Raw genomic sequence first — 15,149 nt, 5'->3', positions numbered from 1 at the left:
TTATTTAGCTAAGTAATAACTAAATAAAAGTCATTATTTAACGTTAAAAGACTTTAACATGTTAGTGGAAGTACCGCTAAAATGCCAAATCTTGAAACAATTTATATCAACTAAACCAAAGGTGTCAACACCTAATTTCGTAATTAATTCAGTGTCTTTTATTTAGCCAGTGCTAATTTGTTTATTAAAACAGCAAAACAGAACTTATCGGTTAACGTTAAAATAAAACGCTATGATAACACACAAGAGCAGCGATTTAGCAAGTTATTGTTTTTAAAAGACTATAAAAACACAAATTACTCGCGAAGGTAAAAAATATGTTAACCATAAAATTAAACCGCGTTAACCACTTAAGCGCGAACCTTGTTGCTACTTGCTTATAAGCATAAAATTAAAAGGTTAAATATTCTAAATTTTGTTTAAATGAGTCTGTAATTTCTTGCCACTGATCTGTTCGGTCTATCACCTTAGGCGTTATCAGCATGATTAACTCAGTGCGGTTTGTACTTTCGCCATTTGATTTAAATAAGTGCCCAACTAACGGAATATCACCTAATAATGGCGTTTTCTTATCACCTTGGTTGGTGTTTTCACTGATTAGGCCACCTAAAATAATGGTTTGACCGCTTTGCGCGACAACTTCCGTTTTTAAGCCACGCTCAAAAATATTGGGATTGCCACTTGCGCCTGAAGAATCAGGTACTTCATTAGAGATTGTTTGGCTTATTTCCATGATCACAATACCGCGGGCATTAATTGACGGTGTAACCGTAACATCAACACCCGTTTTACGGTATTCCGAACTGGTAGTTTGTCTATCACCACTGATAGGGTCTTCTGTGGTTTCACCAACAACAGAAATATCAGAACCTACATTAATATTAGCAGATACACCATCACGCACGAGTAAACTGGGGTTAGATAATACTTTTATTAAATCATTTGTTTCAATAAAATTCGCTTTTATGCTACCGTCTGCGCCGTTTAACGCTAAACTAAAGCCGCCTATTCCCGTAACACCAAAGGCATCTTTTGTGCCCATGCTAAGTTCACCTTGGGTAAACGCCCATTCAACGCCATGTTTAAATTCATCGCTTAGGTTTACTTCGGCAATGGTAATGTCTAGCATTACTTGGCGCGGCAATACATCTAGTTTTTTGATAAGTGGCAACAATGCTTGATACTTATTACCTGAGGTATAAAAAATAATCGCGTTTGACCGTTCATCGACCACTAATGTCATGTCTTCTGAACTTACGCCTGTCAAGCGGGTATTTGAAGGCGCATTGCCAGTAGAGCTTTTACTACTTTGACTGTTCGCTCGAGCTGTTCCACCTAATAATGCCGATAAGCTTTCACCCAGATCTGTTGCTCTGGCATATTGCGGATGATACATAAAATATTGCTTTGTCACGCTTTGTAAAGGCTTATCAATTAATTTTGCCCAATAACGCACACGATCAAGCAACGATTTATCAGCAGCAAATACCGCAATAGAGCCTATTTGCGCAATAGGTACCATGACTAAGTTTTTACTACCCGCGTTATTTGTGGCGATAGGTATGCCTTCATTTTCTAATAACGTGGTAATTTGAGTGGTAAACTCTTCACTGGTTATATAGGTTAGGTTAATTAACCCGATATTTTTACCACGGTTTGATGGCGCATCTAGTAAGTGAATAAATTCAAGTGATCGCAGTATTTCTTCGCGCTTACCTTGTAAAAATAAAGCACTTTGATCTGCATCCGTTGATATTTGCACACCTACTAATTGTCTTAGTGCTTTTTCAATACTAATTTTAACGCCATACTTTAATGGGATAATCTGCAGAATATCTTGTCCTGTTTGCGGCACGTCTTCTAATTCTCTGCCTACAGCAGTCACTACATTTTTTGCACGCTTATTAAGCTTAGGTTTATTAATAAAGTACAAACCATCATTGAAGTTGATGCTGATCTCTTGTTCCATTAATAACTCACTGGTGAGTTGCATTAAACGACGTGGACTAATGTTTTCTTGTATATTTAAGGTTATTTTTTCTTTTGATGGTTCTACACTTTTATCAATAATATAATTTATGCTTAATAACTCACCCAACGCATAATGTAAAAATTCGTTTAACGGCATTTCATTAACAGATAGGCTCAACGTCGCTTCTTGTGAAAACGGTGCAGATAATTTTTCAGCTTTACGTAAATTAACTTGTTGGCGAGGTAATGGTTCAAGGTTTTGAATTTGTGCTAAATCAGTATGTACAAATTCTTCTTCGTCTGGAAGCGTTTCCTCTGTTGAGATCACGACCGTATCGTCTTTACCATTTAAGTATGATTCTGGTACTTTAAACCCAGAGCTTTGACCTGCTTGGTTTTGTTGTGTAGAACTGCAACCAAACAAAGCAAGTGTACAAAGTAGTAATGCGAGTTGTGTATTTCTTTTGTTCATAATTATTTTACTTAACGTAACCTACTGCTAGCTATTTGTATTATACAGGTGAAGGTTTATCTCATTATTGTAACCAGTTAATACAAGTTTATTTGGCAAAATGTTCTGTACGGTGTAACCGTCAATGGTATCAGATAAGCTGACTCTTAAAAGTTCACGCTTGCTTGTGGTTAAATTTTCCTGAGCAATAACCGCAAAACGGCCACCTTGATTAAAAACACCGACTAACGTTAACCGCATGTTTTTGGCGTATAACTCGTTTAAGTCACCTTGTTGGGCGATTCTTTCAGCTTCAGTTAACCCTTGTTGTTTTTCAACGCCTGGTTTTTCTGATTGTTCGAATTTATCTAATTTATTAGCAAGCTCATTCAAGTGAACGTTATCTAATAGCAGTAACGGTGTTGTCGACAAACTTTGTTGAGACCATACATTATTTATATCATCGCTGCTTGTATTTATGCGTGTAAATAGATCAAATAATATAAATATGATTAGCACTAGCCAAACAAAGAGTAATTCTTGTTTGGTGAATCTATTAAGCCAAGTTGCCTTGCCGTGTTGTTTTTTTGACGATTTTTTTAAGTTCAACATTATTCAGCTACCTTTTTGCTACTAAGGTTATAAGCTGAAAAAACAAGACTTCCTGATGCAACACCTAAAGAGTCTTCTTTCATTTTTCTGATGTGAATTGTCCATTCAGCAATGTTAAAAAGCTTTGTTTGAGCGGAAAGGGCCAAATGTAATTTTGCAAGATCTTTGGTATTGCCATCAAAAAAAACTTTGGCGCGTAATTCTGTAATATTACCTGGTAATTCATTAGGCCAAGTAAAATTTTTAATTTTCACCGAATGCTGGCTAAATATCTTTTCAACTTGCTGTTGCAACGATAATTTCATAGCATTTGTAGATGTAAAGTTATGGTATAACACCTCTGTTTCTTCGTTACTTTGCTGAACATCGCTAAGAAGCGTTGTTAATTTAGCTTGTCTGTTGATTACGTTTTCAGCTTTATCCAATCGTGTTATTTTTGCATCGATATCATCAATTTTTTCTTCTTGCCATTCAAATATGGGCACAATAACGAAACGAATAACAGCTAAAAGCGCTACAATTAATAGTAAATTTTTGCGAGTTACTGAACTCATCGTTACTCCTTACCAGCAACAGTTGTTGCTTCTTTAACAGATGCTGTAACTGTTTGCTCTGCAGCACTGGACATGACTGCTTGTTCACGATTAAGCGAAAAACTAATACTGAATTCTTCACGCCCTCTGCTTTTACGCACTGGTTTGGAAAAGCTAGGCTGTAAAACGTAAGGATTTTTTGTCAATTTCGCTAAGATATCAGTTGCTCGATTCCCTTTATCTGCCCAACCCTGAATAGTTACCGTTTCATTTTTGTAAACGATGGATTTTAATGTAGATTCTAAAGCAATAACGTCTAACGCAACATGCCATAAATTCCAATGGGGTATTTGTTGCTGTAATGGTACTTGCAACTGTTGATGCCTTGATAACTGGGTTTGATACGCTTTTTGCAAGGCAAGAGATTCATTCACTTGTTCTGTATTCGTTGTTAGCGCATACTCTAGTTGCGCCTCCCTTAGCGTTAACCAGCCGCTAGTAAGTATAAGGTAGCTAGTAAAAACTGCTGAACATATTATTCCAGCTTCTTTCCAAGGATAGTGTTTCCAATTCACTTTTTCAGACTTGATGAAAAAGCCTTGTAATGAAGCAATCGATTGTTTGCGTAACCCTTGGTAAAGCAGTTCAATAAATGCCTGATGGTCTTCAGTGGTTAACTGTTTTACTTCGCCATTTGCAAAAGGTGCCCCTGATGCTAAAGCGAATAGTTCAATTGACGGAGTATTGGCCGACTTAATACCCGAAACAATTCCTTGGCTGGTTTTAGAAATAAATAACGTACTTGTTAATGTGTTAATACTGGCTATCGATATTTCGTTATCAAGCGCGTTTGCTAACAAAAAAGATTCTGGAATTACCAACCAAGGTTTTATGTTTAATGAATTAAGGAACTCAGGCTCTATTACCCAGAGTGTCACTCTATGACTATGTTCATTAACACGCTCTATAAATTTAAGTGTGGTGCCGGTAAAAGGGGTATTGCTGTCATCGTACTCTATTGCTTTAAGAAGCTCTCGTTTGTTTGCAATAGGGTATACTTTTGACACTTCAAAATAGTGTTGTCTACCCAATATCAACCAATTAGCCTTTGACGCCATGTTATTGGGCTGTTTAATTAATGCAACATTATTATTTTTTTGTTCGATTGCATAAAAGTCATTCGCGAAATAGCCACCTCGCTTTGCTAACAAATCAGTGATGAGAGTTAACATACGCGATTTAGATTGAGTATATTCAGATGTTTTATGATTGGTTTGTTGCAATGTTCTTTCTTAATAGTCGCCGAATGATCGGGGGTAAAATTATACACGACAAAAGTTATATTGGAAGTGTCGATTCTTGTTCAAGGGTCTACCAAGTTTTATACTTAAAACAAAGCTTACAATATGTTTATACCCTTTACTCTTTTAAATTGATTTCATTTAGTAAAAGAATATTTCGAACATCGCTACCATTATAAATATCGTACACATGACAGTTAATAACCATTTGTTTTATTTATAAAATTCAGTTCAAGAAAGAAAAAATTGATGAGATATTTTGCATTGCAATTATATTTTAGTAACTCACAACCTATCACGCAACGCATTCAGTTCACCCCGCGTATCACCTGTCTGAAACTGTAGCAATCAGATAGTAGTACCTAATAACGCGCGAAAATAGTCAGAGGGTTATTGGTATATTGTTCAAATTTGAATTCTATCGTTTCCTGTATGGTAACGTCACTTATTTTGACTTGAATACTCATTGTAAGATGATCAGCGGAGAAAAAGGATAAATACGTCTCATCATATTGATTATTCAACAAGCCAACTATCTCTTGTTTAGTAATATCATCGTTACTACGTTTTGAAATAATTTGTTCCGCAACATCAGTTGAAAATAATAGCGTTAATAACTGGTTAGGAGCATTCTGAACTTTAAATCCAGCTAAGGGGTAAAGTGTGCTGATTGATTTTATCGTTTCTAACGTAGAATGATCTTGTTCAAAAAACAAATCAACTTCTTGTGATAACTGTGCCGGAAAGTTTCGATATTCAAAGCCATTATCTAAGGTGAGCGGTTCTTGTTCGCCAACAATCCATGAATCGGTATCATGATCTTGCCAATCGCTAAAGCGCCCTATAAACTCTTTTGCTTCTTGCTCTTGTACGCCTAAATTTTCAAGAGCAACGCGCCAAAATGGCCATTTAATAAACTGTAATGGTAATAGGCCCGCATTGTCTTGAATGCGTACTTTGATTTCAATATCTTCGTTACGTTCTAAAAGGAAAGGTTCGCCATAAACATTCCATGGTTCACTCGAAGGGTATAACTGCTCTAAATGTTCTTGGTTTTGTTGTGTTAGTAGTAAGTAAAGCATAGTGCTTTGTGTTGATTTTAATAGGTGACTGGCACTTACTCGATTTTCAAGTGCTGATGCTGTGGAAACTTGTTCACGGGCAGTATAGCTGAAACTCAAGGCCAATAGGCTAATTATCATACTGATAAGTAACACTTGCACCAAGGCAATTCCTGATTGGCGAGCATACCTAGTGTTTTTATTGTTGTTGATTGGCATAATTTGACAGTACGGCAGGGATTGGCTTATTTAAACGTGATTGCAATGAATATTGTTTGTCGCTTATCGTAAAAGCAACTCTGACTTGGTTTGGAAAAACATTTTTCTCTAAACTATTGTAGTTACTCGACCACTCTTTGGTGGGGGGCTGCATACTCGTAAAATCAGGTGTCCAATTCTTACTTGCTAATGATGGCCAACCATAATAGCGAAACTCAGCATTTTTAACACTTTCGAATAACGTCACTGAATGCACAAAGTCTAAGTCTTGTGTTGCTTGCACTAACATTTGATCTTCCATTGGTGACTCTTGATAAATTAAACGAAAAGTAAAGTCATCATTTTGTTCGAATTTCAACCTTACAACTGCTGCAACACTTGGGTTAAACATTGACCTTAAGGTAACCGCAACAAAACCATTACGGTTTCCCTCAAAGTAGTATTTGGCGCTTTGATTGTCATCAGAAACAACATAACCGATTATGCTTTGTAGTGACTCTTGCACAAGTAATAAATTTTTCGTAGTCGCTAACGTTTGATTAAAGTGGCCTAATCGACCATTCCACCGTTCACTAAATAAAGAATAGGCGCTAGTTGCGATGAGCATCACCATAGAAAGTAATGTCATTGATACTAACATTTCAATTAACGTGAAGCCTGCTTGTTTCTTCACCAACTTACCTCATTAAAGTGATAAACTCTCAGTGCGTTATCTATCTTAAGCTCTAATTCTACGTTCCATAATACAAATTGATTTATCGATTTTTCTAACTCACCGCTAGCCATATTAATCCGTTCAGGTGGTGCTGCAACATAAGCAGGCGTAGCAACCCACGAGTAGATAACAGTTCCCCATGTTCCTTGGCCATCAACCATATCAGTTTGTTTCGTTGCTTGAATATTAGCTCTTATGCTTTCAGTAATTGGTTCAACGGCGGCTGTAAATAATAAAGTACGTTCAGCTTTACCACTCGACAAAAGTGCGCCACGATATACCAGTGTGATTGACGCAATCACTAAAAATAATATAAATGAGGCCACTAATACTTCTATTAACGTAAAGCCCTGCTGTTTTATGTTAACTCTCAAAGTTCAGCCCCATTTAATGTTCCAACAAGGCAATCAAGTTAAGTTGGCGACTTTTATCTAGCTGTTGAATCTCTAATATCTTCGTATCTACCATACCGTTTTTATTAAAAAACAATATAGTTTCTTTGAAGTATAGAAATTCAAATGTTTGTTCCAACAAAACGGTATTGTTAGCTTCTGATTGTTTGTCAAACACATTATTAGCATCTACTTTTGTAATGACAATGCTATTTTTATTCAGCTGAATTTTTACTCTTGCGCCATTGACAAATGCTTTTGTGCTCGCTCTTCTTAATAGGTTACAGAATGTTAAATATTCACTTTGGGCACTTGCTTTATCAACAGTGTTTATCGCAAGGGGAGCAACGATTGACATCATTGTCATCATGATTGTTATCACAACTAATAATTCAATCAAGGTTACACCTTTTATGAGCTTCTTAGTTTTTTTATACGTGATCAACCCCGTTGATGATTGAAGCAACATCTTAAAATCCGAGTTCATTAACCGAGATAATACTTAATAACATTGTTACAACAACACTGCCTACGATTCCACCCATCGTAAGAATTAATAACGGCTCTAAAGTAGAAGTCATTTTGTCTGTCCAACTTTCAAACTCAACACGCGATCGAGAGGCTATTTCGTTAAAAACCGGCGAAAGCTTGCCACTTTCTTCACCAACTTCTAGTAACGACAAAAAGAAATCTGGATAAATTGGACTTCGACCTAACGAAGCTGTTAAGCCTTCACCCTTCTTTATTTGTTCTTTTGCTGCTATCAGACCTTGACGAATAAAGCGATTATTAACACTGCCGGCAGAAAGTTCTAACGCTTTATCAATAGAGATACCGGCATCTAACATCATTGAAAGTGCTGCATTAAACCTTATTCTTTCAACGACTAATAACGCCCCTTTTATTAATGGTACCTTTAATAAAAATTCGTCTAGTCTTCGTTTAGTATTAGGATTTTTAAATGCCATCACTATTCCAATGATCGCAGCAACAATAAAGATGAAAAGAAACCACTGATATTGTTGCATCCATGCACTAACGTCTAACAAAATTTGTGTATAAATAGGTAATTCAGGCAGCCCGTCAAATAACCCGCTCATTTGAGGAACAATATAGTTAAAAATAAATAGTATACACAGAATACACACACTCAAAATAACTAATGGGTAGGTCAAAGATTGGATAATTTTTCGTTTTAAACCCGCTTTAAACTTTAAATCTATGGCAAGTTTTTCAAAAACATTTGAGAGATCACCACTAGCCTCCCCTAATCGCACTAAGTTAATATATAAAAGGTCAAACACCTTCGGATGTTCAGCCATCGCATCAGATAACATATGCCCACGTTTTACCGCTGTATATAAATCTCTTAGTAACTTTTCTGACGCTCCTTTGGCTTTATTCTTTTGAAGTATATATAAACTTTTATCAATTTTAACGCCGTTTTTTAACAATATTGAAAGCTCTGAAGTAAGAAACTCAAGCTCTTCAAGGCTGACGGTTTTGCTTTCAAAAAAATTAGTAGACGTTTGACTGTTAGTTTGTTCTTTTAACGAAACAATTATCAGCTTTTGCTGTACGAGCTCTTGTTTAGCTAATTCAAACGACTTAGCCTCTATACTACCTTCTACTTTTGCGCCATGAGCATCATAAGCTTGATACAAAAAAAGAGCCATTAACCACAAACCCTTATAATTTCATCAATGGTAGTAAGACCGCGCATTGCCTTTACTAGCCCATCTTCAAGTAAGGTACGACCACCAATACTCTTATTATGTGCTTTAGCTTGAGCTATGAACCTTTCATTTTTAGGAAGGCTTGTGATTTCATCATCTGAACGAAGGTACTCAATGACTGCCATTCGCCCTTTATAACCAGTATTATTGCATTGCTCACACCCGTTCGGTTGGCAAAGGTCAATTTGTGTTAAATTGCTTTGTTGTGCTAGCTTTTCTAATTGATACTTTTCAATCAACTCTGCTTGTTCAGGATGCGGCACAGTACAGTGTTGGCATACTTTTCGCGCTAAACGTTGAGCAATAATAGAAACTAAGGCAGCATTTAACAAAAACTCTTCAACACCCAAATCAAGTAGTCGCGTATATGCACTTGGCGCATCATTTGTGTGAACTGTAGAAAATACTAAGTGTCCTGTTAACGCTGATTGCATCGCTATTCGAGCCGTTTCAGCATCACGAATTTCACCGATCATTATGATATCAGGATCTTGTCTTACAATACTTCGTAAACCAGCACTAAAATCAAAACCAATGTCAGGTTTAACTTGTACTTGGTTAACTCCTTCTAATTGATATTCAACAGGGTCTTCCAATGTGATTATTTTAACGTCATCGTCGTTTAATTCATTTAAAAATGTGTACAAAGTGGTAGTTTTACCGCTACCTGTGGGACCTGTAAGTAAGATTACACCTGCAGTATGTTTTAAATCGTCTTTAATTTTTGTTTCAATATCTTCTGATAGCCCTAGTACGTTCATTTCATACTGAACAGCGTCTTTTCGTAAAAAACGCATAACCATACTTTCACCATCGTTTAATGGTAGTGAGGAGACACGAATATCTAGCGCAATATTTGAAATTTTCATTTCAATTTTACCATCTTGCGGTCTACGCTTTTCGGCAATATCCATATCAGACAATATTTTTAACCTTGAGATCACAGGAAGTTGAAGTCGGATAGGTAGTGTTTCGATTTCTTGCAGTACTCCATCTATACGAAACCTTACTCGATATCTTCCCTTTTGTGGTTCAAGGTGCATGTCTGATGCACCTTGTTTTAAAGCTCTAGCAATCAATGAGTTTAACAAGTTTACCGTTGGTGCTTCACTTGCTAATTCTCTTAATTTGTCTTCTTCTAAATCTGATAATAATTGCGACTCACTACTATTATCTTCATCTTTTTCAAGTAAATTAGTTTGAAAATTTTGAAACACATCATCAGTAGTAATGACACTACTGTAGTCAACATTTAAGCTTTGTAAATATTGTATAACTTCCCAATTTAATGGAGCTACTGTCGCAAAGCTAAATTTTTGCCCACTTTGTTTAAACGGATACCAACCCCGATCAGATAAAAACTTTGTATTAAACGGTGTATCAACGGGAAGTTTTAGTGACTCAGCCTCATCTGACGACAACATAGGGAGCTTTAATAATCGACTATAAAAAAAAGGCAAATTATCTTCTGAAAAGCTCCCCATATTTATCAGTAATCGTTCTAAAGCTCCCCCAAATTTTGCTTGGTAAGCTTTTGCTTTTTCAATATCTTCAATAGACACATCAAATTCAAGTAGCGTTTGTTCCATTTTCAACATTATTGATGTACCAAATCTTCATCTTCATCTTTACCACCTAATTCGCCATCCTTTCCATAACTCATTAGTAGGTATTCTTCACCATTAGGACCAGGTGACTTATAATGATAAGCATTACCCCAAGGATCATTTGGCACAGCTTTGGGTATATAAGGTCCATCCCAATTTGGTTTTTCTGAAGACCTTAACTCTGAAAGAGTTGTAGGGTAATCACCAATATCTAAACGATAGGTATCTAGAGAGGTTTGTAACATTTGCATCTGTGCCAATGCGGTTTTTTGTTTTGATGAGCCTACTTTTGAGAACATTTTAGGAGCTACTAAAGACATTAGTAAACCTAAAATAACAATTACAATCAGCAGTTCAATTAAAGTAAATCCACGATTTCTGTACATAAAAAGATAACACTATTAGTCAAATTAATGCCGCAAATACTATCAAGTTAATACAAATGAGTCATTAAAAGATTAATGGCAATATGTAAGAAAACACTTATAAGCTTCAAGAACATTTAGCCTTTATGAAGCACAAATAAACTATATATTTTTATTGATGTGTTTAATGAGTCGCCAAGCATGCTGCATTGAGTAAGAATAAATGCAAAATATCAATAAAAAAGTGCTTAACATGATCGGTTCTGATACGTTGAAGATTTCTCCCATAATACCAATGCTAGAAAAAATAACGGCAAGAGCACTGATTGCCCACAACGCTTGACGAGAAGACAAACCCAATCGCATACAAATATGATGTAAATGACCATTATCGGCTCTGAAAGGCGATACACCCTTACGCATTCTTCGGATCATAATCGCAAACATGTCCATTAATGGCACTGCGATAACCCACAAAGCAGTGACAGCTCTAAATGAGGCTTCGCCATAAACCGTATCTTGTGTTTTTAATGTTAACAACCAAATAACGGTTAATCCCATAAACATACTACCAGCATCGCCCATAAAGATTTTTTTACCACGCGGGTTTCGGGTGCTTACATTGTAAAAAAGGTAAGGAATTATCGCGACAACAAGAATTAATGGTAAAAGTACATCTGCCGAATTATCGTTAAGCATGGTTAATAAAGTAATAGAGAGTATTGAAATAATACTCATTGAGCCTGCAAGACCATCTATGCCGTCAATCATATTAAAGGCATTAATAGCAGCAACACAGGCAAGCATGGTAAATATCATGCCATATGAACCGACATTTACATTACCAAACGAGAATAAGTTGCCGAAATCATAGATATAGATACCGGCACCAAACACCATTAAAGACGCAACAATGCCTTGAAAGATCATACGAGGAGCAACACTTAAATCGTAAATGTCATCCATTGTGCCAATAAACACGAGTAACGCTGAGGAAATAAAATATAAATTAATAATTTGATTTTGTTCAACAAAAAAAGTAGAAGCAATTAACACCCCAGTATAAATTGAAATGCCGCCAATTAACGGAATTGCACCATCGTGCTTTTTGCGATCATTGGGTAAATCAACTAAGCCAATATGCGGCGCTAAAGGGAGTAATACTTTAATTGTAGAAATAGATACACAGAAAGCGACAAGTAAAGCACTTAAAATAAGAAGCATTCAATAAACCTTGGTATTTTTAACAAATACACTAGCTAAGTAAGCATAAAAAATTGCGCTAATTATAGTAGGCATGCCAGCTAGAATCTAGGGTAAACAGTAAATATTTTACAAACAATGTAAGGTCTTCATAAAATATAGCGCTAGCGAGTTAATACTTTACCCATTAACTCGCTATGAAACCAACGTTAAAGGTTAGAAATTGCCGCAACTGCAACCGCTGCTTGATAAATTATCTGTGTGGCTGCCTGCCACAAGGTTAAATCTTCCATATAATAAGAGTCTAACGGTACAACAACGGTATCACCCGGCTTTAATCCTTGTGAACTGGAAGCGAACCAGCTGCCATCATTTGGAATATGCACTTGGCCATTCGCTTTGATGACATAAACACGTTCATCATCCGCTTGCTTTTTCATTCCACCACTTAAACCTATATAGTCAAATGCATCTAAATGTGTTTGATAAATATGTGATGAGGTCACTTGTACTTGTCCTACCACATTCACAGAATTTTGTTTGGTAGGAATATACAACATATCACCGTCTTCAAGTATGACATCTGTTTGTTCATTGGCGACAATTAACGGAATATCAACTACTAGCCTACCTATTGGTTTAACGCTGGTTAAGTCAGCAAGTAATTGGCTCGTTTGTTCGTAGTCAAACGAGCTATTGCCGTCTCTATCTGATAGATTTTTAGAGGCAATCTCCATACGCAAGCTTTCTGACACCTTAACAAGGTTTTTCAGCTCTAACTCTTTGATGGTTTCTCGCGTAAATAATGAGCCTTCAAGATAGGCAAAATCAGTAAAACCACCTACGCGTTTTATTAATTGCCCTAGTGTTTCTCCCCTGCGAATGGTGTATTTACCAGGGAACATAAATTCACCTTTTAGCTCAACAGTGTGGTTTTCTTGCCAAGCAGGTATGTGATGAATATTCAATCTATCTTTGCTTTGTAGTTGTTTATTTTGACTGCTTTCCCCTGCAAGTGCACTTGCAAGGTCAATTTTAAACGCTTGTTTTACCGCTAAACCTTCTACAATATCATTTCTGGTCATCTCAGCATTTGCCAAATATGCCGACTCTTGAAGTCCACCAGCTGCTCTAACTAAGTCATCAACTCGACCATTTTTTGCTAATGGATAAACCCCCGGAAACTTTACCGCGCCATCCACTTCAACGAGTTGTAACGGTTCACCAGAGGCCGCTTGACGTTTTAGTTGTTCAATAACAGGTGCTAACAAACGCTTACGTGAGAAAAAGTTAAGCTCTCGTAGTTCCGGCTCCTTTTCTTCAGCGCCGGTTAATTCTTCGATTGATTTATAGGTTTGTTTGAGTGTTTCTTCCGCTTTGTTGACTTCTTCCGTTAAATTCAATGAGTTCTGTGAATTTTCATCTTCATAGTATTGCCAGAACAGTTTATCTTCATGCCTTTTTTCTGCATTTTCTTTTTCTAAGGTAAGCAACTCATCTTTAGTAAAGGCTAAACTTTCTAAGCTATCGATTTCAGTTGATATAACTTCTTGATTCGAAAATATTAATACTCTATCACGCGCTTGAAGTGCTAGGTTGTCTTCTGAGTTTTTGTCGCTAACTGCGTTAAATAAATTAAACTGTAGAGTGTCAATATTACGACCAATGTCTTTTTCGCGGATCACTAAACCATAAGTTAAGTCGGCATCACTGGCAACATAAGCATGAATGTTCGGAATTAAATCAGCTATGCGTTGCCCTTCGTACCATTGATATTTACCTGGACGAGTAACTGCACCAATAAAGGTAACAGAGTTTTCGTATTGCTCAGATGTTTTCATCACCTTGATAACATCACCGTCTTTAGCGTTCTCAGATAAAGCTTTAGATGATTTGAAATCAACCGTTTTGACTGTTCTAAGGTTATTATCATTAAATCCTTCAACAATGGTCGACGATGGATATGCAGAAGGCAACATGCCACCAGCCATTTTAATAACATCTTGGAAGTTTTCACCTTCTTTTACTTCGTAAATTGCAGGTCTTTTAACTTCACCATCGACAGTGACTCTATCTCCAACAGAGGATATAAAAACTACGTCTCCAGATTTTAAAAGAATATCGTGACTAGAATCGCCTTTGATAAGTAAATCATATAAATCTAGGTTTGCGACGAGTTTTCCACCGCGTTTAATTTGTATGTCACGCAACGAGCCTACCTCACTAATACCACCTGCTGCGATAATAGCGTGTGTAGCGCTGGATAACGAGTTTAACACGTATTGACCTGGTCTATAGGCATCACCTAGCACAAACACACGGATTGAGCGTAGGCCATCCAAAGTAACAATTACGTTAACGCCTAATACTTTGTTTTTGATTTCACTGGCTAAATATTGCTTAGCCTCAAGAAAAGTCATGCCGGTAACATTAAATGCTCCGAGTTGTGGAACAACAACATCACCTTCTCGTGAAACATCTATTTCATAATCATTACTTTCTTTGCCAAACATTTGAATTTTTAGCGTATCACCCGGACCAACTAAATAGTTTTCTGGAATAGCAATATCCATAGATGGAGCAAAAGTAAAAGGTTCATTGGCAAACACATCATAACCAAATGGCTTTGGTTTACCGTCATCTTCTTTTTCTAGTTCGGCTTCTTGATCAAAAATTGGGTTACCAAATTCATCGTATTTAGTACCTCGAGGAAAAAGTTGCGGCAACGCTTCTTCTTTTTGCTCTGTTTTTTTGTTGCTGTTACCAGAAAGCTGAGCTCGTAGCGCGTTGTAATCAATTCCCATGCTTTGCGCTAATGATTTTTGCTGCGCCGGTGGCAACCGTTTAAATTGTTCGAGCTGCTGTGGAGAAATATTCGAAGGTATTTGTGCCGCTATAGCATTGCCTATAGATAAATATATAAACAAAAATACTGTGATAATTTTTTTCATTGATAAAACCAAGTTAAACCCAAATTATTATT

The 15,149-nt window shown here is 36.6% G+C and carries 13 protein-coding genes; all 13 read right to left on the bottom strand.

What is annotated here, in order from left to right; translation table 11 throughout:
* Positions 1–391 precede the first annotated feature (391 nt).
* Positions 392–2,443, bottom strand: a complete 2,052-nt coding sequence (locus Q4489_RS05720; RefSeq protein WP_303478028.1) for a secretin N-terminal domain-containing protein — start codon at positions 2,441–2,443, stop codon at positions 392–394.
* A gap of 27 nt (positions 2,444–2,470) precedes the next feature.
* Entirely contained in the window at positions 2,471–3,034 is a 564-nt protein-coding gene (locus tag Q4489_RS05715) for a hypothetical protein (RefSeq protein WP_303478027.1), read from the bottom strand.
* Positions 3,034–3,588 (bottom strand): hypothetical protein, encoded by a 555-nt coding sequence (locus tag Q4489_RS05710; RefSeq protein ID WP_303478026.1) that lies wholly within the window; start codon positions 3,586–3,588, stop codon positions 3,034–3,036. Before Q4489_RS05710 ends, Q4489_RS05715 begins: the two co-directional genes overlap by 1 nt.
* A 2-nt stretch (positions 3,589–3,590) precedes the next feature.
* Positions 3,591–4,850 carry a PilN domain-containing protein gene (locus tag Q4489_RS05705; protein ID WP_303478025.1) on the bottom strand — a complete coding sequence of 420 codons (1,260 nt, stop codon included), beginning with the start codon at positions 4,848–4,850 and terminating at the stop codon, positions 3,591–3,593.
* Positions 4,851–5,230: 380 nt separating this feature from the next.
* Entirely contained in the window at positions 5,231–6,091 is an 861-nt protein-coding gene (locus Q4489_RS05700) for a type II secretion system protein GspK (protein ID WP_303478024.1), read from the bottom strand.
* A gap of 37 nt (positions 6,092–6,128) precedes the next feature.
* The gene (locus Q4489_RS05695) at positions 6,129–6,821 is read right to left on the bottom strand and encodes a PilW family protein (protein WP_303478023.1); all 693 of its coding nucleotides are present in this window, start codon (positions 6,819–6,821) and stop codon (positions 6,129–6,131) included.
* Entirely contained in the window at positions 6,818–7,237 is a 420-nt protein-coding gene (locus Q4489_RS05690) for a prepilin-type N-terminal cleavage/methylation domain-containing protein (protein WP_303478022.1), read from the bottom strand. The genes Q4489_RS05695 and Q4489_RS05690 overlap by 4 nt, the downstream gene beginning before the upstream one ends.
* 13 nt (positions 7,238–7,250) lie before the next feature.
* Entirely contained in the window at positions 7,251–7,724 is a 474-nt protein-coding gene (locus tag Q4489_RS05685) for a Tfp pilus assembly protein FimT/FimU (RefSeq protein WP_303478020.1), read from the bottom strand.
* A 1-nt stretch (position 7,725) separates the two neighbouring features.
* Complete coding sequence (locus Q4489_RS05680) at positions 7,726–8,931, bottom strand: type II secretion system F family protein (protein ID WP_303478019.1); 1,206 nt, start codon at positions 8,929–8,931, stop codon at positions 7,726–7,728.
* Positions 8,931–10,589, bottom strand: a complete 1,659-nt coding sequence (locus Q4489_RS05675; protein WP_303478018.1) for a GspE/PulE family protein — start codon at positions 10,587–10,589, stop codon at positions 8,931–8,933. The genes Q4489_RS05680 and Q4489_RS05675 overlap by 1 nt, the downstream gene beginning before the upstream one ends.
* Positions 10,589–10,984, bottom strand: a complete 396-nt coding sequence (gene gspG, locus Q4489_RS05670) for a type II secretion system major pseudopilin GspG (RefSeq protein WP_303478016.1) — start codon at positions 10,982–10,984, stop codon at positions 10,589–10,591. Before gspG ends, Q4489_RS05675 begins: the two co-directional genes overlap by 1 nt.
* Before the next feature lie 141 nt (positions 10,985–11,125).
* On the bottom strand, positions 11,126–12,187 hold the full coding sequence (gene wecA / locus Q4489_RS05665) for a UDP-N-acetylglucosamine--undecaprenyl-phosphate N-acetylglucosaminephosphotransferase (RefSeq protein WP_303478014.1): 1,062 nt from the start codon (positions 12,185–12,187) through the stop codon (positions 11,126–11,128).
* Between the two features lie 188 nt (positions 12,188–12,375).
* Positions 12,376–15,117, bottom strand: a complete 2,742-nt coding sequence (locus tag Q4489_RS05660) for an SLBB domain-containing protein (protein WP_303478012.1) — start codon at positions 15,115–15,117, stop codon at positions 12,376–12,378.
* Positions 15,118–15,149 lie beyond the last annotated feature (32 nt).

The sequence above is a fragment of the Thalassotalea sp. 1_MG-2023 genome, from assembly GCF_030546745.1.
Lineage (GTDB): Bacteria > Pseudomonadota > Gammaproteobacteria > Enterobacterales > Alteromonadaceae > Thalassotalea_C.
Note: the sequence above shows the minus strand (reverse complement) of the source record. Positions and strands in the feature narration are given on the sequence as shown.

Excerpts from the sequence above, each read along its gene's own strand:
- Q4489_RS05720 (WP_303478028.1), bottom strand. The coding sequence starts at position 2,443 with ATGAACAAAAGAAATACACAACTCGCATTACTACTTTGTACACTTGCT.
- Q4489_RS05715 (WP_303478027.1), bottom strand. The coding sequence starts at position 3,034 with ATGTTGAACTTAAAAAAATCGTCAAAAAAACAACACGGCAAGGCAACT.
- Q4489_RS05710 (WP_303478026.1), bottom strand. The coding sequence starts at position 3,588 with ATGAGTTCAGTAACTCGCAAAAATTTACTATTAATTGTAGCGCTTTTA.
- Q4489_RS05685 (WP_303478020.1), bottom strand. The coding sequence starts at position 7,724 with ATGTTGCTTCAATCATCAACGGGGTTGATCACGTATAAAAAAACTAAG.
- Q4489_RS05680 (WP_303478019.1), bottom strand. The coding sequence starts at position 8,931 with ATGGCTCTTTTTTTGTATCAAGCTTATGATGCTCATGGCGCAAAAGTA.
- Q4489_RS05675 (WP_303478018.1), bottom strand. The coding sequence starts at position 10,589 with ATGTTGAAAATGGAACAAACGCTACTTGAATTTGATGTGTCTATTGAA.
- gspG (WP_303478016.1), bottom strand. The coding sequence starts at position 10,984 with ATGTACAGAAATCGTGGATTTACTTTAATTGAACTGCTGATTGTAATT.
- wecA (WP_303478014.1), bottom strand. The coding sequence starts at position 12,187 with ATGCTTCTTATTTTAAGTGCTTTACTTGTCGCTTTCTGTGTATCTATT.
- Q4489_RS05660 (WP_303478012.1), bottom strand. The coding sequence starts at position 15,117 with ATGAAAAAAATTATCACAGTATTTTTGTTTATATATTTATCTATAGGC.